Genomic DNA, 23,049 nt, shown 5'->3' with positions numbered 1-23,049 from the left:
CTCTAAGCGGAAAGCCTTTCCCTTGGATCAAATCCCTCGAACGTCATCTGATCCGCGTGGCTGTAAGTGTGATCGACGGCGGCCTGGTCCCGAACTGTCCAGGTGATGATCGGCCGTCCGAGGGTGCGTTCCTTGTCGATGAACGAATTTGGCAGATGTCCATAGTGATAGGAAATGAAATCGAGGCCAAGTTGCATGGCTTCCTCGTGAATGAAGAAGGTCTCCGGTCGCGCTCCCTCGGCCGTCAGCCCCAAAGGGTAGGGCGGGTCGAGCGCCTTAAGATCCTTCAGCAGCCAGTGGTCGAAGCTCATCAGTGCAACATGGCCTTCATACCCCTCCAGCGTTTCCAGCACAGCGTCAGCAAAGCCCTCGTCGTCGCCCTTGCGGCCCTTGAGTTCAAGGATCAGCGGTACGCGGCCTTTCACCAGCCTGAGAAGTTGGCCGAGTGTCGGCACCTTGTCGGCGGTGCCGCCGATCGCGACGAGGCCGAGTTCGCCGGCCGTCTTTTCGCGGATATCGCCCTTGATGCCGCACAGGCGCTGCATGTCGTCATCGTGAAAAACGACGGGCACGCTGTCTGCGGTATATTGCAGGTCACATTCGATCGCGAAGCCGTTTTCCACCGCCCGGGAAAAGGCAGACAGCGTGTTTTCCCAGATGGCATGATTCATGTCGTGATAGCCACGATGCGCGATCGGTTGCGCCGTCAGCCAGGAGAGGTCTTTCATGGCGGCTGTTTCCGTTATGCGATTTCGATGACTGCGTCGATCTCGACGGCGGCATTGAAGGGCAGCGCGGCCATGCCGACGGCTGCGCGAGCATGAATTCCAGCGTCGCCGAGAACCCTGGCGATCAGGTTGGATGCCCCATTCATGACCAGATGCTGTTCGATAAACGTCGGCTTGGAGGCAATGAAGCCGTTGAGCTTGACGATGCGGCGGATGCGCGAGAGATCGCCGCCAAGTGCTGCCTTGGCCTGGGCGAGAATGTTGATGGCGCAGAGTTCGGCTGCACGCTGGCCTGTCGCGACATCGAGGCCGTCACCGAGATGCCCGGTAATCGCGATCTTGCCGTTTTCCATCGGCAGTTGGCCGGAGATATAAAGATGCGATCCGCTGATGACGAAGGGGACGTAATTTGCGGCAGGAGCTGCGGCCTGCGGCAAGGTGATTCCCAGTTCCTGGATGCGTGCTTCGATTTCTGCGGACATGGATAACTCCGTTGTGTTTTGTCACCAAATGCTGCATGCAAAGCGTGATTCATGAAGTGATAAAATACCGCTTCGCGATCATGTATGCCTCGCTTTCGCCGGATGTGTTCTTATAGCATCGGCGGCGAGTCCAACAGGAGGAAACGGATGTTTCGTTCAGACTTTGCCTCTGCCATTCTGGCATGGGCGTGTTTCTCCGGCGTGACGGTCGGCGGCGCTTCTGCAGCGTCCGCCAATATCCTGGTGCCTCACCGTGCCGTGTATGATCTCGAACTGAAAGACGCATCCGAGCGCTCCGGCATTTCCGGAATGTATGGCCGCATGGTCTATGAATTCAACGGCTCCGCCTGCGAAGGCTACACAGTCAGTTTTCGTTTCGTCACCAAGGTCGATACTGGCGAGGAGGTCAGGCTAACAGACCAGCAGACAACGACCTATGAGGACCTGAAGAACGGCAATTTCCGCTTCCTGACGCGTTCCTTCACTGACGAGAAGCTGGACAAGGAGGTGCGCGGTTCCGCCCATGGGGCCGAGCAAGGCGTGAAGGTGGATCTGACCTCGCCGGACAAACGCCAGGTCGATCTGGCCCGGAGCCTGTTTCCGACCGAGCACATGCTGGAGGTCATCGATCGGGCGCAGAAGGGGGAGACGCTATTCGAATCCCGCATTTTCGACGGCTCCGATTCGGGCGACAAGACGCTGATCACCACGACGATGGTCGGCAAGCAGCGGACTCCGGTCGCCGATGACGGCGATGCCGGAAAAGCCGGAGCAATGGCTTCCAAGCCCTATTGGCCTGTGACCATCTCTTACTTCAACGACGACATGACCGGTGACGCGCTGCCGATCTACCGCATGGAGTTCAAGCTCTACGGAAACGGCATCACCCGCGATCTGACGATGGACTACGGCGACTTCGTGCTGACCGGCAAGCTTGCTGACCTCGAAGTCTTCAAGCAGGGCGACTGCAAGTAGAGCCCGACGCGCTGCCTTCCAATATTTTATGCTCCTCCCTTGATTTATAGGGCAACAGGGGGTATGGCCACCGCATTCCACACGTAAGGTTTGGGACCGTCCGGGAGAAATCCGGCAGTTCCACCCGGTGGCGCCTTCGAAGAAGGTGCTGTTTGCCTTGCGGAGGTTCAACCGGAAAAGGAGAAAAAGGCATGGCATTGCCTGATTTCAGCATGCGCCAGCTTCTGGAAGCTGGCGTTCACTTCGGTCACCAGACTCATCGCTGGAACCCGAAAATGAAGCCGTACATCTTCGGCGATCGTTCGAACGTCCACATCATTGACCTCGCACAGACCGTGCCGATGCTGTCGCGCGCCCTGCAGGTCGTCAGCGACACGGTTGCCAAGGGCGGCCGCGTTCTGTTCGTCGGCACCAAGCGCCAGGCGTCCGAAATCATCGCTGACGCTGCCAAGCGTTCGGCCCAGTACTACGTCAACGCCCGCTGGCTCGGCGGCATGATGACCAACTGGAAGACGATTTCGAACTCGATCCAGCGCCTGCGCAAGCTCGACGAGATCTTGAACTCGGAAGCCTCCGGCTTCACCAAGAAGGAGCGTCTGAACCTCGAGCGCGAACGCGAAAAGCTGAACCGCGCTCTCGGCGGTATTCGCGATATGGGCGGCGTACCGGACCTGATGTTCATCATCGACACCAACAAGGAATCGATCGCAATCGACGAAGCCAAGCGTCTTGGCATACCGGTCGTCGCGATCATCGATTCGAACTGCGACCCGGACCAGATCGATTTCCCGATCCCCGGCAACGACGATGCTTCGCGCGCGATCTCGCTCTATTGCGATCTGATCTCCCGCGCTGCTCTTGACGGCATCGCCCGTCAGCAGAGCTCGTCCGGTCGCGACCTCGGCGCCTCTGCCGAGCTGCCGATCGAGCCGGCTCTCGAAGAATCCGCCGAAGCCTGATCGGGCTGGACGGCGGGGTTTCCCCGCCGCTCCTCTAGATAAAACCAGGACAAGGCCGTTTACGACTGAAGAAGTGAACGGCCTTGTTCTTTTGCACCGGATCAAACTCAAGCAGGGATGGTCTTTGCGATGCACATCACCGCGACGAAGCCTTTCATCACGGTGTCATATTCAGGGGTCATCCCCTGCCACATCCTCCTGGTATCGCGCCGGCTCTCTGGCTTGCGGACCAGCCGAACAAAACGAAGAGGCAAAAAAGATGAGCACTATTACAGCAGCAATGGTGAAGGAACTGCGCGAAAAGACCGGCGCAGGCATGATGGATTGCAAGAAGGCACTCGGCGAAACCAATGGTGACATGGAAGCCGCGATCGACTGGCTGCGCGCCAAGGGCATTGCCAAGGCCGACAAGAAGTCCGGCCGTGCAGCCGCCGAAGGCCTGATCGGCATCGCCAGCAGCGGCACCAAGGCCGTCGTCATCGAACTCAACTCCGAAACCGACTTCGTTGCCCGCAACGATGCCTTCCAGGACCTGGTTCGCGGCGTCGCCGGCGTTGCCCTTGGCACCGACGGTTCGGTCGAGGCGATTTCCGCTGCCAACTACCCGGCGACTGGCAAGTCCGTTGCTGAAAGCATCACCGATGCAATCGCCACGATCGGCGAAAACATGGCGCTGCGTCGTTCTGCCATGCTGTCGGTTGAAGACGGCGTTGTCGCCACCTACGTTCACAACTCCGTTGCGGACGGCCTCGGCAAGCTTGGCGTTCTCGTCGCGCTGAAGTCGACCGGCGACAAGGACGCCCTGAACGCCATCGGCCGTCAGGTTGCCATGCACATCGCCGCGACCAACCCGCTGGCTATCCGTTCGACCGAGGTCGATCCGGCCGTTGCCGAGCGCGAGCGCTCGATTTTCATCGAGCAGTCGCGCGCTTCCGGCAAGCCGGACAACATCATCGAAAAGATGGTCGATGGCCGTATGCGCAAGTTCTTCGAGGAAGTTGCGCTGCTGTCCCAGGCTTTCGTGATGAACCCCGACCTCACCGTCGAAGCTGCCGTCAAGGAAGCTGAGAAGACCGTCGGCGCGCCGATCGAAGTCACCGGCATGGCCCGCCTCCTCCTCGGCGAGGGCGTCGAGAAGGAAGAAAGCGACTTCGCCGCTGAAGTGGCAGCCGTCGCCAAGGGTTGATTTCTTCATCGTGATTGGGAAAACCGGGGGGCATCGCGTGACAACGCGGTGCCCTTCGTGTATCCGGCATCATCATCACATTGGCGCAGGCTCCTTCGGAGATCATCATCCGGGGTGATATCGGCCGCGCGGGGATGAAAGATCAGTTTTACGCACCATCTCGCATGTGTGCGCCTTCTTGGACAGGAGTGACGATGTCGGCCAAACCTCTCTTCAAACGCGTGCTGCTAAAGGCTTCGGGCGAGGCGCTCATGGGCAATCAGGGCTTCGGCATCGATGTCGCTGTTGCCGACCGGATTGCCTCGGACATTGCCGAAGCGCGTGCCATGGGAGTGGAAGTAGGCGTGGTCGTCGGCGGCGGCAACATTTTTCGCGGCGTCGCCGTGGCTTCCAAGGGCGGCGACCGGGTAACCGGCGACCATATGGGCATGCTGGCAACGGTCATCAACGCGTTGGCCCTGGCGACGTCGTTGCGCAAGCTCGATATCGATACCGTCGTACTTTCGGCAATCGCGATGCCGGAAATCTGCGAAAGCTTCTCGCAGCGCGCGACGCTCTATCACCTTTCCCTCGGCCGCGTCGTGATCTTCGCCGGCGGCACCGGAAATCCGTTCTTTACCACCGATTCTGCGGCTGCCCTGCGCGCTGCTGAAATGGGCGCCGAGGCGATCTTCAAGGGAACGCAGGTTGACGGTATCTATACCGCAGACCCGAAGAAGGACCTGACCGCGACGCGTTTCGACCGCTTGACCCACAGCGAAGTTCTGGAAAGAGGCTTGGCCGTCATGGATGTTGCAGCCGTTGCGCTGGCGCGCGAAAACAGCATTCCGATCATCGTATTCTCGATCCACGAGAAGGGCGGCTTCGCAGAAATCTTGACCGGCGGCGGTCGTGCCACCATCGTAACAGACAATTGAGCAATACAGGGCGGTGAACATGCCGCCGCGATAAAACGGGAGTTTGATCCATGAGTGAAGGTATTGACCTGAGTGATCTGAAGCGCCGCATGGAAGGTGCGATCGCCGCTTTCAAGCACGACATCGCATCGCTACGCACCGGTCGTGCATCCGCCAATGTTCTCGATCCGGTCATGGTTGAAGCCTATGGTTCGCGCGTTCCGCTGAACCAGGTCGCCAACATTACAGTTCCGGAAGCGCGTATGCTCGGCGTTTCGATCTGGGACAAGTCCATGGTCGGCGCTGTTGATCGTGCGATCCGGGAATCAAACCTCGGCCTCAATCCGATCGTCGACGGGCAGAATTTGCGTATTCCCCTGCCGGAGCTCAATGAAGAGCGCCGCAAGTCGCTGGTGAAAGTTGCTCATGATTATAGCGAGAAGGCGAAGATCGCAGTGCGCAACGTTCGTCGCGATGGAATGGACAGCTTGAAAAAAGCCGAAAAAGATGGCGACATTAGCCAGGACGTGAGCCGCAGTCAGTCGGAAAGGGTCCAGAAAATGACCGACGAGATGATTTCCGACATCGACCGCTTGCTCGCCGACAAGGAAAAGGAAATCATGCAGGTCTAGACTGCCCTTTTTTCGAGTCTCTGTTTTTCGGGCTGCTGATGTCAAACCCATTGATTAGAAATGTTCCCACGCACGTTGCCATCATCATGGACGGCAACGGGCGTTGGGCCAATTCGCGTGGGCTTCCGCGCACGATGGGGCATCGCAAGGGCGTCGAAGCCGTCCGCGAGGCGGTGCGGACCGCCGGCGAGGTGGGCATCCGTTACCTGACGCTGTTTGCCTTCTCGTCCGAAAACTGGAGCCGGCCGGAGGCGGAGGTCTCCGATCTGATGGGACTGCTGAAGGTCTTCATCCGGCGCGACCTAGCGGATTTGCACCGTCAGAACGTTCGCATCCGTGTGATCGGCGACAAGACCAATCTGCGTGGTGATATTCTGCCTTTGCTGATCGAGGCCGAGGAGACGACACGCAACAATACTGGCATTACGCTCGTCATTGCGTTCAATTACGGTTCTCGCGATGAAATGACCCGGGCGATGCAGGCGCTGGCGGTTGATGTCGCGCAAGGGCGGCTGACGCCCGACCAGATCACGCCGGAACGCATTGCGAGCAAACTCGATACGGCCGGCATACCGGATCCGGACCTTATCCTGCGCACCAGCGGCGAAGAGAGGCTGTCGAATTTCCTGCTCTGGCAGGCGGCTTATTCCGAACTTCTATTCGTTCCTGACCTCTGGCCAGATTTCAACCGCGAGGTTTTCCTCGATGCGCTGAAGACCTATGCCGGACGGGAACGCCGCTTTGGCGGGCTGTCGCAGCCCACGCTGGCAGTTGGCTCCTGATGCAGAGAGAGCTGCAACTGCGTATTGTTTCCGGCATTGTTCTGGCTGCCGCTGCCCTTGGTGCCACCTGGGTCGGTGGAACCGTCTTCCAGTTGCTCTCCGTCGCCATTGCGCTCCTTGTCTATTACGAATGGTCGACGATCACCCGCCTTGCCGAGCGTGATTTTCAGGGCAATGCTTTCGGCTGGCTTTCGCAGGCAGTTGTGGCCGCTCTCATTCTGTTTGATAATGCTCAATTGACGTTGCTGGCTTTGGCGGCATTTGCCTTTGCTGCCGCCATTTGGGTTTATCTGCGCGGCGGCAGCTGGTGGCTGCCCGGCGGCATCGTCTATTCCGGGCTTACCGGCATCTCGCTCTCGGCGATCCGGGGGGACAGCGATATCGGCCTGATCGCGATGATCTTCATTTTCGCCGTCGTCTGGGCGACGGATATTTTCGCCTATTTCACCGGCCGGGCGATTGGCGGCCCGAAACTGGCGCCGCGCATTTCGCCCGGAAAGACTTGGTCGGGTGCGATCGGAGGAACGGTTTGCGGCGTGATCGCGGGCGTCGCGGTGTTCCTCAGCCATTTTTCGATGGACGACCTGCGCATTCCTTTGCTGGCGCTTGCACTATCGGTCGCCAGCCAGATCGGCGATCTCTTTGAATCCTATATAAAACGCCGGTTCGGTGTGAAGGATTCGAGCAGGCTCATTCCGGGTCATGGCGGCGTCATGGATCGCGCCGACGGACTTGTTTTTGCCTGTTTTGCCGCGCTTCTATTTGTTTTGGTGCAAGTCGTGGCTGCCGGTGGACAAAACGCTCCCATGGGGGCAATCCTGCTGGGGCCGTAACTGGCGCCGCATACCTGATCGAGGGATCACATGGCTTACCTGGCCGATATGTTTCACTTTGTTCTCGGCTATATCGTGCCGTTTTTGCTGGTTCTGACGCTGATCGTCTTCGTGCACGAGATGGGCCACTACCTTGTCGGGCGCTGGTCCGGTATCCGCATCCTCGCCTTCGCCATCGGTTTCGGCCCCGAATTGCTCGGCTATACCGACAAACGCGGGACGCGCTGGAAGGTCTGTGCCATTCCGCTCGGCGGCTACGTCAAGTTCTTCGGCGATGAGGATGCTGCGAGCGTTCCCGACTACAGCCGCCTTGATCAATATTCCACCGAGGATCGCGGTCGCACCTTCCTGGGGGCCAAGCTATGGAAGCGCGCTGCCACAGTTGCCGCCGGCCCCGTCGCTAACTTCATTCTGGCCATCGCGATCTTCGCTGTGCTTTTTTCCATCTACGGCAAGCCGGTGGCGGATCCGGTCGTTGCGGAAGTCAAGGAAAACAGCGCCGCTGCCCAGGCTGGTGTGCTGCCGGGCGACCTGCTCGTTTCCATCGACGGCACGCCTGTCACGACCTTTGACGACGTGCGCCGCTATGTCAGTATTCGCCCGGAAACGCCGATCACCATTCAGATCAAGCGCAGCGGTGAATTGCTGGATCTGCCGATGGTGCCACAGCGCACCGAGATCACCGACCAGTTCGGCAACAAGATGGAACTCGGCATTATTGGTATCCTGACGAACCAGGAAACCGGCAATTTCCGCTTGCAACACTTTGGCCCGATAGAGGCCGTTGGGCAGGGGGTGATCGAAAGCTGGCACATCGTCACCGGTACATTCAATTACCTGGGCAACCTCGTTACGGGCCGGATGAAGGCCGACCAGCTTGGTGGGCCGATCCGGGTTGCCCAGGCGTCTGGCCAGATGGCGACAATCGGCGTCGCTGCTGTTCTGCAGCTGGCTGCTGTGCTTTCAGTTTCCATTGGACTTCTCAATCTTATGCCCGTTCCCGTACTTGATGGCGGCCATCTGATGTTTTATGCGGTGGAAGCGGTCCGCGGAAAACCTGTGGGACCAGGGGCGCAGGACATCGCTTTCCGCATCGGTTTTGCGATGGTTCTGATGCTGATGGTTTTCGCCACGTGGAACGACATCAGCTCGCTTCTGGGTTAGGGATTTTTGGGCTTGCCCGGCGGTACGGTTATGGGAGAGGCGGTCGACCTTTTTGTGAATTCAAAGGGTTGATCGAAAGGAATTGTTTACGATAAAGCAACTTCGTAGTGGCCGTTAGGACACGGTTTCAATTGAAGTAAATAGAAATTAACGAGCTCCCTTGCTTGTATGAGAAAAGCGGTTAAAACGGCAACCGTGACCGGAGTCGGTACGGGTTCGCTGCGGGGCATTGGGAAGAAGGTAAGGTTTATGAAAGCTGGTTCAAGATTTTTGAACGCGGTGTCGGCGGTTGCGCTGTCTACTGGGATTGTCGCATCGGGGACTGGCATTGTAACGCTTGCAAGTGCATCTGTCGCAGAAGCCGCAACGATCAGCCGCGTGGAAGTTCGTGGCGCTACCCGTGTCAGCCCGGAAACTGTCCGCGCCAATATCACGATCGTTCCCGGCAAGAGCTTCAGCAATGCCGATATCGATTCTTCCGTAAAGCGTCTCTATTCGACCGGCTATTTCTCCGATGTCAGCATCAATATCTCAGGTGGCACGCTTGTCGTCACCGTGAGCGAAAACCAGCTCGTCAACCAGGTCGTTTTCAACGGCAACCGCAAGATCAAGGACGACAAGCTGCAGGCGGTCGTTCGCACGCGTTCGCTCGGCCCCTACAGCGAGGCGACGGCGGAATCCGATATTCAGGCCATCAAGGATGCCTATGCGGCCATCGGCCGTAGCGACGTCACGGTTACGACGCAGGTTGTTCCGATCGCGGAAGGTCGCGTCAATCTCGCTTTCGTCATCAATGAAGGTGATCGCACGAAGATCACCCAGATCAATTTCGTCGGCAACAATGCTTACAGCGACGGTCGTCTTCAAGCTGTCATCTCGACGAAGGAATCGGGCATCTTCTCATTCCTGAATCGCAAGGATGTCTACAACGCCGACAAGCTGCGCGCCGATGAAGAGTTGCTTCGTCAATTCTACTATAATCGCGGCTATGCGGATTTCCGTATCATTTCCTCGGATGCGGTGCTGGATGAATCCAGCAACGAATACACCGTGACGATCACCGTCGAAGAGGGTGAGCGCTACGATTTCGGCCCGGTCAATGTTGAATCGACCGTCGAAGGCGTGGATGCCGAAGAGTTGAAGGGTCTCGTGCAGACCTCCGAGGGCTCGGTCTATAAGGCCAAGGACGTTCAGGAAAGCATTTCCGCAATTTCCAAGCGTGTAGCGGCCCAGGGTTATCCCTTTGCTCGCGTAACACCGCGCGGGAACCGTGATTTCGGCAACCGGACGATTGCGGTCGATTATCTCGTCGATCAGGGTGAGCGCGCCTATGTCGAGCGCATCGAAATCCGCGGCAATACCCGCACGCGCGACTATGTCATCCGTCGCGAATTCGACATGAGCGAGGGCGATGCGTTCAATCAGGAGATGATTGCGACTGCCAAGCGCCGGCTTGAGGCTCTCGGTTATTTCTCCACCGTCAACATCAGCACACAGCCGGGCAGCGCGGGCGACCGCGTCGTAATTGTCGTTGATGTGCAGGACCAGTCCACCGGTTCGTTCGGCATCGGCGCGGGCTATGCGGCCGGCAGCGGCGGCGGGTTCCTTGTCGAAGCCTCGATCGAGGAGAAAAACTTCCTTGGCCGCGGCCAGTATATCCGCTTGGCCGCTGGTCGCGGCCAAGACAGCCGGACCTACAAAGTTTCGTTCACGGAACCTTATTTCCTCGGTTATCGTCTGGCCGCCGGCTTCGATGTCTTCAAGAATGAAAACGACTATGATGAAGACAACTACAGCTACGAGGACCAGGGCTTCAGTCTGCGCGTAACGGCGCCGATCACTGAGCGGCTGTCGACGACGCTTCGCTACAACTATACGCAGATGGATTATCACGGTGATACGGATGATCTTTCAAGCCCGTACGATCGGGCCGTCAATGGCTCGCCGTGGGATCGTTCTTCGATCTCGCAGACGCTGTCCTACAACTCGCTAGACGACGCGCAGCAGGCCCACGAAGGTATACTGGCTTCGGCGACGCAGGAATATGCAGGCCTCGGCGGAACGTCTGATTTCTACAAGCTGACCGGTAAGTTCAAGTGGTACTACACGGTCAATGACGACGCCGATATCATTGCGTCGCTGGCTGGTGGTGCCGGCCATATGTTCAATACCGGCGGCAAGATGGAAGTGTTCGACCAGTTCCAGTTGGGCAGCAACGATATCCGCGGCTTCGAGCGCAATGGGGTCGGTCCGCGCGCGGCAAATGGCGATGCAATCGGCGGAACAACCTATTTTACGGCTTCTGCTGAGGCGACATTCCCGCTGCCGTTCGTGTCGCGAGACGCGGGCTTCCGTGGTGCTGTGTTCGCCGATGCGGGAACGCTCTACGGCAACGATGTGGATGTGACCGCGGCTGATGGGGTTCGGGGTACCGGAAGCTCGCTGCGTGCGTCTGTCGGTCTCGGGTTGCTCTGGGCGTCACCCTTCGGACCGCTGCGCATCGACTATGCGTTCCCGATCGCCAAGGAAGATTTCGACAGGGTTCAGAACCTCAAGTTCGGTATCTCGTCGTCCTTCTAATCCTTGCAGTCCAGAACTGCCTGCCAAAACTGTTCTGGAGTGTTGGCCATGGAATATAACTGGTTCTTCCCGCCGCATGAGGGGGTTCGCCTGAGCGATCTGGCGGACCAAATCGGCGCGACGCTTGAAGATAAGAGTTCAGCCGACCGGCTCGCCCGGTCGGTGGCGCCAGTCTACCGCGCGAAGGAGGGCGACATATGCTATATGTTGTCCCGCAGGAGCCGCGATGAACTGGAAACCTGCCAGGCGACCGCGATCGTCTGCGACAAGACCATTGCGTCGCTCGTGCCACCTCATATCCCTGTTCTGCTGACCGCGCATCCGCACACGGCTTTCGCCCTGGCGGGGACCTATTTGCATGAAATGGCAATGCGTCCGTCGCGGAACCTTTCGCAGGCTGGAATTTCTTCCGCGGCTATTATCGATCCGCAGGCGCGGCTGGAGGCTGGCGTCGAAGTCGAGCCGATGGCCGTGATCGGCGCAGGCGCCGAAATCGGCGAGGGGACGCGGATCGGCGCTGGCGCGATGATCGGACCCGGTGTTCGCATCGGCCGCGACTGTACCATTTCCGCCGGTGCGAGCATCCTGTGCGCGCTCGTCGGCAACAACGTCATCATCCATCCCGGCGCCCGCATCGGCCAGGATGGGTTCGGTTATGCGCCGGGCCCGAAGGGGGGAATGATCAAGATCGTCCAGATCGGGCGCGTCATTATCCAGGACAATGTAGAGATCGGCGCCAACACGACGATCGATCGCGGCACGATGGACGATACCGTCATCGGCGAAGGCACAAAGATCGATAATCAGGTTCAGATCGGACACAATGTTCGCATCGGCCGGCATTGCGGCATTGTCAGCCAGGTCGGCATCGCCGGTAGTACGATTGTTGGCGACGGTGTGATGATCGGTGGCGCGGCAGCAGTGAATGGTCATATCAAGATAGGTGACCGGGCGCAGATTGCTGCCATGAGCGGCGTCGCTTCGGATGTCCCCCCAAACGAGCGCTATGGCGGGATACCAGCGCGTCCGATGCGCGACTTCCTTCGCGACATCGCCGAAATGACGGCACGGGCACATAGCAGACAAAAGAAATCGGGAGGCAATGATGAGTGAAGCAGGAACCACCGTTCTCGGTACGGCCGATATCCGGGAAATCTTGACGCTGCTTCCCCATCGCTATCCGTTCCTGCTGGTTGATCGCATCATCGAGATTGACGGCGACAACTCGGCGATCGGCATCAAGAACGTCACGGCCAATGAGCCGCACTTCACCGGTCATTTTCCCGAACAGCCGATCATGCCGGGCGTCCTGCTTATCGAAGGCATGGCCCAGACGGCGGGTGCGATCTGTGCCCGCAAGACCGGTGACGGCAGCAATCTGGTTTACTTCATGACGATCGACAATGCCCGCTTCCGCAAGCCGGTGGTGCCGGGCGATCGCGTCGAGTTCCATGTCGTCAAGCAGAAGCAGCGCGGCAATATCTGGAAATTTCATTGTGATGCAAAAGTTGACGGGCAACTTGTCGCGGAAGCTGATATCGGCGCGATGATTATCAGCAAGGAAGACGCCTGAACATGATTGCAGCCACCGCGAAGATCCACCCGCTCTCGGTTATCGAAGACGGAGCGGTGATCGGCGACAACGTCGTTGTCGGACCGTTCTGCCACGTCGGCCCGAAGGTCGTACTCGCAGACGATGTCGAACTGATCAGCCACGTGGTCGTGCTTGGGCGCACCACGGTCGGCAAGGGATCGAAGATTTTTCCGTCCGCTGTGATTGGCGGCGATTCGCAGAGCGTGCATCACAGTGCCGTCGATACGACGCTGACAATCGGTGAAAACTGCACTATCCGTGAAGGCGTAACGATGAATACCGGCACCGTCGAGCATGGCGGTGCGACGATCATCGGCGACAACAACCTCTTCCTTGCCTATGCGCATGTTGCGCATGACTGCCACTTGGGCAACAACATCATCCTGTCCAATAACGTCATGCTGGCGGGACATGTGACGGTCGAAGACCGCGCCATTCTCGGCGGCGGTTCGGCAGTCCACCAGTTCACCCGCATCGGACGGCAAGCCTTTATCGGCGGTCTCTCGGCCGTCAGCTACGATGTCATCCCCTACGGCATGCTGAACGGGAACCCGGGTATCCTGAGCGGCCTCAATGTCGTCGGCATGGCGCGGGCCGGCATCGAAAAGGCGAAGATCCACGAGGTCCGCCGCGCCTATAAGCAGATTTTCGAAGGCCCTGAATCCATTCGTGCCAATGCTGCCGCCATTCGTGCGGACTACGCCGATTGCGCACCGGCCATGGAAATTCTCGATTTTATCGCCGCCGAGAGCGATCGCGCTTTGTCATCGCCAAGCCGAGGTAAAAAAGGCTGAGCGTGATGGCTATCGACAGCCGGCCGGAAAACCGCGGAAGGCTGGCCATCATCGCCGGTGGTGGCATGCTGCCCCATCACGTGGCCGAAGCCGCCCAGGCGAGAGGCGAGAAACCCTACATCATTGCACTCAGCAACGAAACCGGACTGGACTGGTCTGATTTCGAACATCAGTTTCTGGGTATTGGCAACTTCAAGGCGATCAGCGCGGTCTTCCGCGCTGAGGGGATCGACCGTGTCGTGCTGTCCGGCGCCGTTCGCCGCCGTCCGGAATGGCGTGATATCAAGCCCACATTGAAGACGCTCGCCAAGGTGCCGGGTGTGCTGAAAACGCTGCTGTCAGGTGGTGACGATGCGGTGTTGAAAATGGCCATCGAACTCATCGAGGCAAGCGGTGCACGTGTTATCGGCGTGCAGGACATCATTCCCGAGCTGCTGGCGGAAACCGGGCTGCTCGGCGCAATCGAACCGGACCGCGACGACTGGAAGGATATCGAAGTCGCCGCCGCGGCCGCCGTCGCCCTCGGCAAGCTGGATGTCGGCCAGGGTGCTGTCGCTGTCGGCGGGCGCGTGGTCGCTCTGGAGGGGCCGGAGGGAACGGATGCGATGCTCGACCGCGTCGCTGCGCTGAGGACCGAGGGCCGGATTTCAACCCGCCGGCGCGGTGTTCTGGTCAAGCTCTGCAAGCCGCAACAGGATTTGCGCGCCGATCTGCCCTCGATCGGCGCATCAACGATCGAGGGAGCCAGGGCTGCGGGACTTGCCGGCATTGCCGTCGAGGCCGGGCGCGCGCTGGTGCTGGAGCGGTCGCAGATGATTCCGCAGGCGGATGAGGCCGATATCTTCGTCATCGGAATCGATCGCGCATTTCTGCGAGACCTGCGATGAGCAAAGGCGATCTCAAGCTTGCTGTCATTGCCGGTGAGGTTTCCGGCGACCTGCTTGGGGCCGATCTGGTCAAGGCGTTGCGCCCCCTCGTTGGCGGCGATCTATCCGTCGTCGGCGTTGGCGGCGAGGGGTTGGAAGCGGAAGGCCTGAAATCGCTGTTCGACTATTCCGAACTGTCCATCATGGGTATTTCGCAGGTGCTGGCGAAATTGCCGAAACTCATTTTGCGCATCCGCCAGACGGCACAGGCGATCATCGCGACCAGACCCGATGTCCTCGTGATTATCGACAGTCCGGATTTCACTCATCGCGTGGCAAGGATTGTCCGCAAGTCATTGCCGGACCTGCCGATCGTCAATTATGTCTGTCCGAGCGTCTGGGCGTGGAAACCCGAGCGCGCCGTCAACATGCGGCCCTACGTCGATCATGTGCTGGCCGTGCTTCCCTTCGAGCCTAACGTCATGCGGCACCTCGGAGGTCCGCCGACGACCTATGTGGGGCACAGACTGGCAAGCGACGTGAATGTGCTGCAAGTTCGGGCGCGGCAGGTGGAGAAACACGATGCAAAGGCGGGTATGGCGCCTGCGACCTGTCTCCTGCTGCCGGGATCCCGCGCCAGTGAGATCACCCGCCTGCTGCCCGATTTTGGCGAGACGGTCAAGGAGCTTCGCAGCCGTCACCCGGACATGCGGTTCCTGCTGCCGACCGTTCCGAGACAGGAAGGTTTGGTGCGGCAGATCACGGCGCCCTGGGTCATCAAGCCGGAAATCACCGTCGGCCCGGCCGCGAAATGGCAGGCTTTCGGCGAGGCTGACGCTGCAATCGCGGCGTCCGGCACTGTCATTCTTGAACTGGCGCTGGCCGGCATACCGGTGATTTCAGCCTATAAGGCCGACTGGATCATTCGCCTGATGCACAAGCGCATCAAGATATGGACCGCCGCCATTCCCAATCTCGTGGCGGATTACCCGGTCGTTCCGGAATATCTCAACGAAGCCATTCGGCCTGGTGCGCTGGCGCGGTGGATGGAGCGCCTGACCGCCGCCACGCCGGAACGCGAGGCCATGCTGGCCGGCTTTCGGACGGTTTGGCAGCGCATGGCGACGGAGAGGCCGCCTGGGGAGGCTGCCGCCCATATCCTTGTTGACATACTCAACGAAAAAAAGCCCGGCCATCTCTGACCGGGCTTTTCCATTTTGTTATTCCGGTGTCTAGCGCTTGGAAACCGGAACGTAATCGCGTTCCGGTTCGCCGATATAGAGCTGGCGCGGCCGGCCGATACGCTGTTCCGGATCCTCGATCATCTCGTTCCACTGGGCGATCCAGCCGACCGTGCGGGCAAGCGCGAACAGCACGGTGAACATGGTCGTGGGGAAGCCCAGTGCCTTGAGCGTAATGCCGGAGTAGAAGTCGATGTTCGGATAGAGCTTCTTCTCGATGAAGTAGCTGTCCGTCAGAGCGATGCGCTCCAGTTCCATTGCCACTTCGAGCAGCGGGTCATCCTTGTGACCAAGCTCGGCCAGGACTTCATGCGTCGTCTTCTGCATGATCTTGGCGCGCGGGTCGTAGTTCTTGTAGACGCGGTGACCGAAGCCCATCAGGCGGAACGGATCGTTCTTGTCCTTGGCGCGCGCAACATATTCCGGAATGCGGTCAACCGAGCCGATTTCCGACAGCATGTTGAGCGCTGCTTCGTTGGCGCCGCCGTGAGCCGGACCCCAGAGGCAGGCAATGCCGGCCGCAATGCAGGCGAACGGATTGGCGCCTGACGATCCGGCGAGGCGAACCGTCGAGGTCGAGGCGTTCTGCTCGTGGTCGGCATGCAGGATGAAGATGCGGTCCATCGCGCGCGACAGCACTGGATTGACGACATAGTCTTCGCACGGCACGGCAAAGCACATGCGCAGGAAGTTCGACGCATAATCGAGGTCGTTCTTCGGATAAACGAAGGGCTGGCCGATATGGTACTTGTAGGCCATCGCCGCGAGCGTCGGCATCTTGGCGATCATGCGCAGGCTCGCGACCATGCGCTGATGCGGGTCGGTGATGTCGGTCGAGTCGTGATAGAACGCCGAAAGAGCGCCGACGCAGCCGCACATGACGGCCATCGGATGGGCGTCGCGACGGAAGCCGGTGAAGAAGCGCGACATCTGCTCATGCACCATGGTGTGGTGCGTGACGCGGTAGTCGAAGTCCTTCTTCTGGGCCGCCGTCGGCAGTTCGCCGTAGAGCAGCAGGTAGCAGACTTCGAGGAAGTCGCCGTGCTCGGCGAGTTGCTCGATCGGATAGCCGCGATGCAGGAGGACGCCCTGATCTCCGTCGATATAGGTGATCTTGGATTCACACGAAGCCGTCGAGGTGAAACCCGGATCGTAGGTGAACTGACCGGTCTGTTTGTAGAGCGTGCCGATGTCGACCACATCCGGACCAATTGACCCCGATCGCACCGGTAGCTCCACCGTTTTGTTGTCGACTGTTACGACTGCGCTTTTTCCTGTCATGGGGATCCTCCGTTTGCAGCAAATTGGCACACAATTATGCCGCAGATATTAACGCCGATCATGTGCTATCCGATTTAGTCACGGCTGCCAAGTTGAACCAAAGGCAAATTGTGCGATGCAAAAATAGGCATATGGCGTCGCAATAATTGCATGTTCCGCCGCGATGTCCAATGAGATAATGGCCCTGACGATAACGGTCGCGGAGGTCGAGGAAAGTGACGCCTGTTTTTTAGGCGTAGAACTCAGTGGTTGCATTCTTGCGATTGCGGTTGCAACATGCGCGTGGGCTGGCGCGGATGGAAATTGCATCCATGGATGAGGAACAGGGGCCGACGGTGGCACGGCGTATGCGATTTCGCGACGCTCAGTTCGACGCGCTCGAACACAAGCCGCAAGTTCCTGCAACGATTGAGGAATCGCGAAAAAGCGCTGGTCCGGAGCGCTACACCTCCTTTCCCTTGGCTATACGCGCACGGTTTCCGCGAACGAAATGGCGTGTCGCTTTTCGGCGGGCTGTAGAGGAAGAGCAGGCTTTTGGTCACGCCTTGCTGTTTGCGCCGGTGTTTCTCGGCTTGGGCTCGCTTGCGTGGTTTTCCTTCGCCCAGTCACCGGGCTTTCTCAAAACTGCACCGCTGACGTGCATTTTCGGCATGGCCGCGTTCCTGCTCCGGTATTCGCCGCGCGTCTGGCAGATTTTTGCCCTTATCGCCACCTTGTTTCTCGCGGGTATGGTGCTGGCCGCAGGCGAAACGGCCCGCAAGGACACCGTGCTTCTGGATACGCCGGTTACGACTGTTCTTCGCGGTACGGTCATCGCCCGGGAGGCCACCGACCGGAGATACTGGCGCTATACCGTAAATGTCGCCCAAACCTCGGATCCCGCTTTGAAGCGGGCCCCTGCAACGGTCACGCTCCTGTCCCGCAGCCGAGCAGAGCCAATCGAAATCGGTGGCGGGATCGAGGGCAAGGTGCGGCTTTCTCCACCATCCGGTCCGGCTCTTCCCGGTCTGAACGATTTCGCCTTCAACAGCTATTTCAAGGGCATTGGTGCCGTTGGCTATTTCTACGGCAAACCGGCAGCGGTCGCTGCTGCGCCGGAAACCACCGCGGGCCTGAGCGCGACCTGGAATGTTCGCGCGCAGGAGACGATCGCAAGGATGCGCGAAACAGTCGGCGCTCGCATTCGCGGCACGATCGGAGGCGATGCGGGGGCGATCGCCGCGGCCTTGGTCACAGCCGAAGAGCGTGCGATCAGCCGTCCGACGATCGAGGCGTTGCGGGAGGCGGGGCTGGCGCATGTGCTCGCCATTTCTGGGTTGAACATGGTGCTGGCCGCCGGCACATTTCTGATCGGTGCGCGAACATTTCTGAGCCTCATCCCAGGGCTTGCACACCGCTTTCCGGTCAAGAAGCTGGCGGCCGCTGGCGCCCTGATCATGGTGTTTCTCTATATCCTCATTTCGGGCGGCGCGGTTTCGGCGGTGCGGTCGTGGATCATGATTTCGATCATGCTGGTCGCCGTCTTCTTCGACCGGCCGTCGATCAGCCTGCGTAATGTGGCGCTGTCGGCGCTGATCATTCTGATGATCACGCCGTCGGCGGTGACAGGACCGGGATTCCAGATGTCCTTTGCGGCAACGTTAGCTCTCGTGGCCGGATATGGTCATTGGCGCGAGCGGCCCGGCCGCGAAACGGTGTCCGGCAGCCGCAGGGCCGGACCTCTCAAAGCTGCCGGCGGATTTTTCGCGGGGTTGCTGCTCAGTTCCTTCATCGGCGGCGTGTCGACAATGATCTATTCAGCGGGTCACTTCCATCGCCTGGCTGCGTATGGGCTGGTCGGCAACATCCTCGCCATGCCCGTGATCAGCATCCTGGTCATGCCGTTCGCGCTGCTTGCCATGCTGCTGATGCCTTTCGGCCTGGATCGCTATCCGCTGCTCGTCATGGGGCAGGGGTTGGACTGGATGATTTCCATCGCCAATATAGTATCGTCCTGGGGTGGTGAAGTGACGACCGGCCGGGTGCCCGACAGTGCCTTCATGCTGATCGCCGCCGGGGGGATTCTCGCTTGCCTGTTGCGGACGTGGCTCGCTTTGTCGGGAATAGTGGTTGTTGCTGCCGGGCTGCTGGCCGGGTGGGCCGGCCTCGCCGCCCAGCCGGATCTTGTGATCGCCGAGGACGGGCGTCTCGTCGCCATGATCGAACAAGGCGAGGCGGCGAGTAACCGCACCAAGCCGCCTGATTTCGTGTTTTCGCAATGGCAGCGGGCCTTGCGGCTGGACGGCCATCAAAAGCCGCAGCAGCGAGCCGACCTTACCCTCAAGGATGCTGACGCGCCGCTGTCTGAAAAGAGGGGAACCGGCGATGGACGGAAAAACAAGCCGCCGATCGATAAGGATGCGGCCAGATCAGCCATCCGCAAGCTGCTGGCGGAGACCGCGCCGGGACGTTTTGCCTGCGTGCCGAAGCAGTGGTGTGCAGCAACAGTCCGGCCAGGATGGCGGATCGTCACGGTGGAAGACGCGCGCTTTGTCGGCATTGCCTGCGATGTGGCCGACATCGTCGTCACACCGGTCATGCTACCGTTTCGCAACTGCCGGTCCGGCGCGATGTTGTTAAGCGGCCTAAGCCTGCGGCGGACCGGTGCCGTCGAGATTTTCGCGGCAGACAGGCCTGCCGGACAGCAAGGCAAGACCGCAATGCGCGTCGTGACTGCCCTGGATCAGTTACAGCGTCCTTGGGCGCGCCATAGGACCTATGATTGGCGAACCGGTCAATTCGACGTCGCCGGTCCCGACGAATGACGCCTGCTCAAGGCGCCTGATGCTGTTGAAAGCCTTTCGAAGAAAAGCAACTGCTTAATTCTTGATTAAAACACTCCACAAATACTTGTGTTTCCGCCATAGTGTGTCGTATGAAGCCGCAATCGACGCAGGCGCATCGTCTCCGTCAGCTTTTCGTTTGAAGGATCGCATTCCCTTCACCTCTTTCTTTTGGGGCAGGGTGATTGAAAAGGTAAGGATAGGTCATGCCGAACCGGGTAATGCCGAAATGGATGATGCTGGCGGCCGTATTGCTGGCGTTCTCGAATGCCGGAGCGCTTCAGGCGCAGGAAGACCCGGTTCCGGTTGCAGCCGAAATGCAGAAACCTGCCGAACAGGCGCCCGCAGGCGACGCAGCGCAGGACGTACCGGCAGATCAGGCAGGTTCGGCGCAGGCCATTCGACAGAGCGAAGAGACTGCGGCGCCAGCAGCCAACCTGATGCTGCCGCACGATCTTTCTCCGCTCGGCATGTTTCTAGCAGCAGACCTCGTTGTCAAAGGCGTGATGAGCGCGCTTGCGCTGGCATCCGTCGCCACATGGGCGATCCTGCTCGTCAAGACGTTCGAACTGGCCGCCGCCAGGCGAAGCGTCAAGCGGGCGGTTCGTGTCCTGACGGATGCGGTCGTTTTGCGCGATATCGGCGAAAGCCTGTCCGGCAGGTCAGGCACCGCGGGCCGTATGGTTGCTGCCGCGAATGACGAACTGTCGAAATCGGAGGCCGTTCTCGACCTGGTGTCGGCGCAGGGCGTCAAAGAACGCGTGGCTTCCCACCTCTCCCGCATCGAGGCTGGAGCCGGAAAACGCATTGCCGGCGGCACCGGCATTCTCGCAACGATCGGATCGATCTCGCCATTTGTCGGGCTGTTCGGCACGGTGTGGGGGATCATGAACTCGTTTATTGGGATTAGTCAGGCGCAGACGACCAATCTGGCGATCGTTGCGCCGGGTATTGCCGAAGCGCTGCTTGCGACGGCCATCGGGCTCGTCGCCGCCATCCCCGCCGTGGTCATCTACAACTATTTCGCCCGTTCGATCAGCGGCTATCGCCTGATCCTGGCCGATGCGTCCGCCGCGGTCGAGCGGCTCGTCAGTCGTGATCTCGACTTCCGCCAGGCACGCCGTCTCACGCCGCGCAAGGCCGAAAGTCATGTGCATTCGGACGCCGGCATCGCGCGGATCGGATAAGGCCCATGGCCAGCAAAATCAGCGAAGGTGGCGGTGACCTGGAGGAAAACAGCGAAATCAACGTCACGCCCTTTATCGACGTGATGCTTGTCCTGCTGATCATTTTCATGGTGGCGGCGCCGCTCGCCACTGTCGATATGAAGGTCGACCTGCCGCAATCGGCAGCTCAGTCGGCCAAGCGCGACGACAAGCCCGTTTTCGTGACGCTGAAGGCCGATCTGTCCCTGGCGCTCGGCAATGAGGAAACGCGACGCGAAAACTTCGTTGCGGAACTCAACCGCATCACCGAGGGCAATACGCATGCCCGCATCCTGCTGCGTGCCGACAAGGCTGTCGACTACGGCGAACTGATGGCGGTCATGAACCTCATTCAACGGGCGGGTTACACGAAAATCGGACTGGTCGGGCTGGAAGCTGCACCTGCCGGCTGAGTGAAGTCCCTAGAATTTGTAACCGATCGCAAGGCCCGCATGGCTGAAGCCATCATTCGATCCGTCGCAGAGATTGGCATTCGACGAATGGTCCGCGGTGGCCAAAATCTGCCAGTTGCCCGTTATCCGGTAACCGACGGCGACTTGTTCCCGAAACAGAAAGCGGCAGCCGAGTTTCGGTCCCTTCGTGCCGTCGTCATCCAAGTCGCCGTTATGCACCGTGCCGCCGAGGCCGATTTCGACAAAGAGCTTGTCGGTAACATTAGCAGTCCAGGCGAGGCCGCCATAGACCTGATCGACGCCGTCACCGGTTCCGACCGAAGCACCGAGATAGATCCTCGGCTCCAGGACAGATTGCTGCCACGTCACTGCGGCACCGCTCGACAGGGGATCAAAGAAGATTGTGGCGGAGGGAAAGATACCGGATTCGTGCGTGCCGCTGCCATTGATCGAGGCGCTGGTTCCAAAACGCAGCTCGTCGAAAACTGTGTCGGCGGCGAATACATCGTGATGCGTTGCGAACGACGACAACAAAACGGCTGCAAGAAACCCGAATTTTGCATTGGGTCCGAATTTTGCATTGGGCAGGCGTCTTTTTCTAAAATTCGTCTGCACTTCCATACCCCATCCCCCTGATTCGCGCGCATATGAGAAATCTGCCCATTTTCCCTCTCGACGGGAAGTCAGATTCTGACTGCGCGCTTTCGGGAAGCTTGCTTTTTTGCGAGAACTGCGTTCCATAGCTTGAAACGGCGGGGGCGCGGATTTATGAGCGTGAGCAAGCCCGGTCGGCGAAGCGCTGCCGGTGGTTTTATCTGCGCGGGCGAAGAGTCCGCAAACGCCGGAAAACGATCCGGATCATGAGGGCAGGCAGGATGAATTTCGAAGCAGCACGCATCAAGATGGTCGACAACCAGATCCGCACCACGGATGTGACGTCGCATGCCGTTCTCGCGGCATTTCTATCGGTCCCGCGAGAAGAGTTCGTACCTGCTGCGATGAAGCCGCTTGCCTATATCGACACCGATATCGAGCTGCCGGCCAGCGGGGCATCCGCACGGCGCTATCTGATGGAGCCGTCGCCGCTGGCAAAACTCTTGCAGCTTGCAACCATTTCCAAGAGCGACAAGGTGCTCGAGATCGGCTGCGGCACGGGTTACGCCTCGGCAATTCTCTCGGTGCTTGCCGGTTCGATCGTGGCGCTCGAAAGTGATGTCGCGCTTGCCTCCGCGGCCTCCGAAACGCTGGCCCGTCTCGGTTACTCAAATGTCTCGGTCATCACAGGCGACCTTGAAAAGGGGCACGCGGCAGCCGCGCCTTACAATGTGATCTTCGTCCACGGCGCTGTCGAGACAGTCCCTCATTCCCTGCTTGCGCAGTTGAGTGACGGTGGCCGCCTGGTTGCAGTGGTTGGTTCCGGCAATGCCTCTCGGGCCAAGCTCTTCCTCCGCGAGAATGGCGTCACCTCGGAGCGGTTGGCCTTCAATACGGCGGTAAAGCCGCTGCCGGGCTTCCGGCTTGCTCGCGAGTTCGTGTTTTGATACTGAGGGTGCTCAACATCTGATTGTTAGCCCGCGCATGCAATGTTGCGATTTGGCAACGTGATCCCCGATTTT

22 protein-coding genes are annotated in these 23,049 nt (G+C 59.5%); 18 read left to right on the top strand and 4 right to left on the bottom strand.

The genetic code is table 11. The annotated features are described in order from the left end of the window. Positions 1 to 2: 2 nt before the first annotated feature. Both ACSQ2Z_RS12715 and ACSQ2Z_RS12710 read right to left on the bottom strand, forming a co-directional pair. Positions 3 to 728 (bottom strand): glycerophosphodiester phosphodiesterase, encoded by a 726-nt coding sequence (locus tag ACSQ2Z_RS12715; RefSeq protein WP_436081539.1) that lies wholly within the window; start codon positions 726 to 728, stop codon positions 3 to 5. 14 nt (positions 729 to 742) lie between these two features. Further along, positions 743 to 1,210 (bottom strand): RidA family protein, encoded by a 468-nt coding sequence (locus ACSQ2Z_RS12710; RefSeq protein WP_436081538.1) that lies wholly within the window; start codon positions 1,208 to 1,210, stop codon positions 743 to 745. A gap of 147 nt (positions 1,211 to 1,357) precedes the next feature. On the opposite strand from ACSQ2Z_RS12710, the gene ACSQ2Z_RS12705 reads away from it, so the two are divergent. From ACSQ2Z_RS12705 to lpxB, 14 genes are all read left to right on the top strand, one after another. Next, complete coding sequence (locus ACSQ2Z_RS12705) at positions 1,358 to 2,185, top strand: cell envelope integrity EipB family protein (protein ID WP_436081537.1); 828 nt, start codon at positions 1,358 to 1,360, stop codon at positions 2,183 to 2,185. Positions 2,186 to 2,376: 191 nt separating this feature from the next. Next, on the top strand, positions 2,377 to 3,144 hold the full coding sequence (rpsB, locus tag ACSQ2Z_RS12700; RefSeq protein WP_436081536.1) for a 30S ribosomal protein S2: 768 nt from the start codon (positions 2,377 to 2,379) through the stop codon (positions 3,142 to 3,144). Positions 3,145 to 3,403: 259 nt separating this feature from the next. Beyond that, positions 3,404 to 4,330 (top strand): translation elongation factor Ts, encoded by a 927-nt coding sequence (gene tsf, locus ACSQ2Z_RS12695; RefSeq protein ID WP_436081535.1) that lies wholly within the window; start codon positions 3,404 to 3,406, stop codon positions 4,328 to 4,330. Between the two features lie 194 nt (positions 4,331 to 4,524). Further along, the gene (gene pyrH, locus ACSQ2Z_RS12690; protein WP_436081534.1) at positions 4,525 to 5,247 is read left to right on the top strand and encodes a UMP kinase; all 723 of its coding nucleotides are present in this window, start codon (positions 4,525 to 4,527) and stop codon (positions 5,245 to 5,247) included. Between the two features lie 50 nt (positions 5,248 to 5,297). Continuing rightward, positions 5,298 to 5,858: a ribosome recycling factor gene (gene frr / locus ACSQ2Z_RS12685; RefSeq protein ID WP_436081533.1), complete on the top strand. Its 561-nt coding sequence runs from the start codon at positions 5,298 to 5,300 to the stop codon at positions 5,856 to 5,858. Between the two features lie 38 nt (positions 5,859 to 5,896). Further along, complete coding sequence (locus ACSQ2Z_RS12680) at positions 5,897 to 6,640, top strand: isoprenyl transferase (RefSeq protein ID WP_436081532.1); 744 nt, start codon at positions 5,897 to 5,899, stop codon at positions 6,638 to 6,640. Then, positions 6,640 to 7,473: a phosphatidate cytidylyltransferase gene (locus ACSQ2Z_RS12675; RefSeq protein ID WP_436081531.1), complete on the top strand. Its 834-nt coding sequence runs from the start codon at positions 6,640 to 6,642 to the stop codon at positions 7,471 to 7,473. The genes ACSQ2Z_RS12680 and ACSQ2Z_RS12675 overlap by 1 nt, the downstream gene beginning before the upstream one ends. Positions 7,474 to 7,503: 30 nt before the next feature. Beyond that, entirely contained in the window at positions 7,504 to 8,637 is a 1,134-nt protein-coding gene (gene rseP / locus ACSQ2Z_RS12670; protein WP_436081530.1) for an RIP metalloprotease RseP, read from the top strand. Between the two features lie 249 nt (positions 8,638 to 8,886). Further along, complete coding sequence (gene bamA, locus ACSQ2Z_RS12665; protein WP_436081529.1) at positions 8,887 to 11,217, top strand: outer membrane protein assembly factor BamA; 2,331 nt, start codon at positions 8,887 to 8,889, stop codon at positions 11,215 to 11,217. Between the two features lie 48 nt (positions 11,218 to 11,265). Then, entirely contained in the window at positions 11,266 to 12,330 is a 1,065-nt protein-coding gene (lpxD, locus tag ACSQ2Z_RS12660) for a UDP-3-O-(3-hydroxymyristoyl)glucosamine N-acyltransferase (RefSeq protein WP_436081528.1), read from the top strand. Then, positions 12,323 to 12,790, top strand: coding sequence for a 3-hydroxyacyl-ACP dehydratase FabZ (gene fabZ, locus ACSQ2Z_RS12655; protein WP_436081527.1), 468 nt, complete (start codon positions 12,323 to 12,325; stop codon positions 12,788 to 12,790). Before lpxD ends, fabZ begins: the two co-directional genes overlap by 8 nt. Before the next feature lie 2 nt (positions 12,791 to 12,792). Further along, positions 12,793 to 13,605 (top strand): acyl-ACP--UDP-N-acetylglucosamine O-acyltransferase, encoded by an 813-nt coding sequence (lpxA, locus tag ACSQ2Z_RS12650; protein WP_436081526.1) that lies wholly within the window; start codon positions 12,793 to 12,795, stop codon positions 13,603 to 13,605. A gap of 5 nt (positions 13,606 to 13,610) precedes the next feature. Continuing rightward, positions 13,611 to 14,492 carry an LpxI family protein gene (locus ACSQ2Z_RS12645; protein ID WP_436081525.1) on the top strand — a complete coding sequence of 294 codons (882 nt, stop codon included), beginning with the start codon at positions 13,611 to 13,613 and terminating at the stop codon, positions 14,490 to 14,492. Beyond that, positions 14,489 to 15,673, top strand: coding sequence for a lipid-A-disaccharide synthase (gene lpxB, locus ACSQ2Z_RS12640; protein ID WP_436081524.1), 1,185 nt, complete (start codon positions 14,489 to 14,491; stop codon positions 15,671 to 15,673). Before ACSQ2Z_RS12645 ends, lpxB begins: the two co-directional genes overlap by 4 nt. Positions 15,674 to 15,703: 30 nt before the next feature. Here the strand turns inward: lpxB and gltA are convergent, their stop codons facing one another. Further along, positions 15,704 to 16,993 (bottom strand): citrate synthase, encoded by a 1,290-nt coding sequence (gltA, locus tag ACSQ2Z_RS12635; RefSeq protein ID WP_113003615.1) that lies wholly within the window; start codon positions 16,991 to 16,993, stop codon positions 15,704 to 15,706. Positions 16,994 to 17,304: 311 nt separating this feature from the next. Here gltA and ACSQ2Z_RS12630 point away from each other — a divergent pair, with 311 nt between their 5' ends. The 3 genes from ACSQ2Z_RS12630 (at position 17,305) to exbD (ending at position 21,433) form a co-directional block, all read left to right on the top strand. Beyond that, the gene (locus ACSQ2Z_RS12630; RefSeq protein WP_436081523.1) at positions 17,305 to 19,797 is read left to right on the top strand and encodes a ComEC/Rec2 family competence protein; all 2,493 of its coding nucleotides are present in this window, start codon (positions 17,305 to 17,307) and stop codon (positions 19,795 to 19,797) included. 224 nt (positions 19,798 to 20,021) lie between these two features. Further along, positions 20,022 to 21,002, top strand: coding sequence for a tonB-system energizer ExbB (gene exbB / locus ACSQ2Z_RS12625; protein WP_436081522.1), 981 nt, complete (start codon positions 20,022 to 20,024; stop codon positions 21,000 to 21,002). A gap of 5 nt (positions 21,003 to 21,007) precedes the next feature. Continuing rightward, complete coding sequence (gene exbD, locus ACSQ2Z_RS12620; RefSeq protein WP_436081521.1) at positions 21,008 to 21,433, top strand: TonB system transport protein ExbD; 426 nt, start codon at positions 21,008 to 21,010, stop codon at positions 21,431 to 21,433. A 9-nt stretch (positions 21,434 to 21,442) separates the two neighbouring features. Here the strand turns inward: exbD and ACSQ2Z_RS12615 are convergent, their stop codons facing one another. Next, positions 21,443 to 21,964, bottom strand: a complete 522-nt coding sequence (locus tag ACSQ2Z_RS12615; protein WP_436081520.1) for an acyloxyacyl hydrolase — start codon at positions 21,962 to 21,964, stop codon at positions 21,443 to 21,445. Between the two features lie 344 nt (positions 21,965 to 22,308). Between ACSQ2Z_RS12615 and ACSQ2Z_RS12610 the strand changes: the two genes are divergently transcribed. Beyond that, on the top strand, positions 22,309 to 22,974 hold the full coding sequence (locus tag ACSQ2Z_RS12610; protein WP_436081519.1) for a protein-L-isoaspartate O-methyltransferase family protein: 666 nt from the start codon (positions 22,309 to 22,311) through the stop codon (positions 22,972 to 22,974). Positions 22,975 to 23,049 lie beyond the last annotated feature (75 nt).

This window comes from Pararhizobium sp. LjRoot235 (assembly GCF_964254145.1).
Taxonomy (GTDB): Bacteria; Pseudomonadota; Alphaproteobacteria; order Rhizobiales; family Rhizobiaceae; genus Pararhizobium.
Note: the sequence above shows the minus strand (reverse complement) of the source record. Positions and strands in the feature narration are given on the sequence as shown.

Bases quoted from the DNA above. Each gene is read 5' to 3' on its own strand.
- ACSQ2Z_RS12715 (WP_436081539.1), bottom strand. From the start codon at position 728: ATGAAAGACCTCTCCTGGCTGACGGCGCAACCGATCGCGCATCGTGGC.
- ACSQ2Z_RS12710 (WP_436081538.1), bottom strand. From the start codon at position 1,210: ATGTCCGCAGAAATCGAAGCACGCATCCAGGAACTGGGAATCACCTTG.
- ACSQ2Z_RS12705 (WP_436081537.1), top strand. From the start codon at position 1,358: ATGTTTCGTTCAGACTTTGCCTCTGCCATTCTGGCATGGGCGTGTTTC.
- rpsB (WP_436081536.1), top strand. From the start codon at position 2,377: ATGGCATTGCCTGATTTCAGCATGCGCCAGCTTCTGGAAGCTGGCGTT.
- tsf (WP_436081535.1), top strand. From the start codon at position 3,404: ATGAGCACTATTACAGCAGCAATGGTGAAGGAACTGCGCGAAAAGACC.
- pyrH (WP_436081534.1), top strand. From the start codon at position 4,525: ATGTCGGCCAAACCTCTCTTCAAACGCGTGCTGCTAAAGGCTTCGGGC.
- frr (WP_436081533.1), top strand. From the start codon at position 5,298: ATGAGTGAAGGTATTGACCTGAGTGATCTGAAGCGCCGCATGGAAGGT.
- ACSQ2Z_RS12680 (WP_436081532.1), top strand. From the start codon at position 5,897: ATGTCAAACCCATTGATTAGAAATGTTCCCACGCACGTTGCCATCATC.
- ACSQ2Z_RS12675 (WP_436081531.1), top strand. From the start codon at position 6,640: ATGCAGAGAGAGCTGCAACTGCGTATTGTTTCCGGCATTGTTCTGGCT.
- rseP (WP_436081530.1), top strand. From the start codon at position 7,504: ATGGCTTACCTGGCCGATATGTTTCACTTTGTTCTCGGCTATATCGTG.
- bamA (WP_436081529.1), top strand. From the start codon at position 8,887: ATGAAAGCTGGTTCAAGATTTTTGAACGCGGTGTCGGCGGTTGCGCTG.
- lpxD (WP_436081528.1), top strand. From the start codon at position 11,266: ATGGAATATAACTGGTTCTTCCCGCCGCATGAGGGGGTTCGCCTGAGC.
- fabZ (WP_436081527.1), top strand. From the start codon at position 12,323: ATGAGTGAAGCAGGAACCACCGTTCTCGGTACGGCCGATATCCGGGAA.
- lpxA (WP_436081526.1), top strand. From the start codon at position 12,793: ATGATTGCAGCCACCGCGAAGATCCACCCGCTCTCGGTTATCGAAGAC.
- ACSQ2Z_RS12645 (WP_436081525.1), top strand. From the start codon at position 13,611: ATGGCTATCGACAGCCGGCCGGAAAACCGCGGAAGGCTGGCCATCATC.
- lpxB (WP_436081524.1), top strand. From the start codon at position 14,489: ATGAGCAAAGGCGATCTCAAGCTTGCTGTCATTGCCGGTGAGGTTTCC.
- gltA (WP_113003615.1), bottom strand. From the start codon at position 16,993: ATGACAGGAAAAAGCGCAGTCGTAACAGTCGACAACAAAACGGTGGAG.
- ACSQ2Z_RS12630 (WP_436081523.1), top strand. From the start codon at position 17,305: ATGGATGAGGAACAGGGGCCGACGGTGGCACGGCGTATGCGATTTCGC.
- exbB (WP_436081522.1), top strand. From the start codon at position 20,022: ATGCCGAACCGGGTAATGCCGAAATGGATGATGCTGGCGGCCGTATTG.
- exbD (WP_436081521.1), top strand. From the start codon at position 21,008: ATGGCCAGCAAAATCAGCGAAGGTGGCGGTGACCTGGAGGAAAACAGC.
- ACSQ2Z_RS12610 (WP_436081519.1), top strand. From the start codon at position 22,309: ATGAATTTCGAAGCAGCACGCATCAAGATGGTCGACAACCAGATCCGC.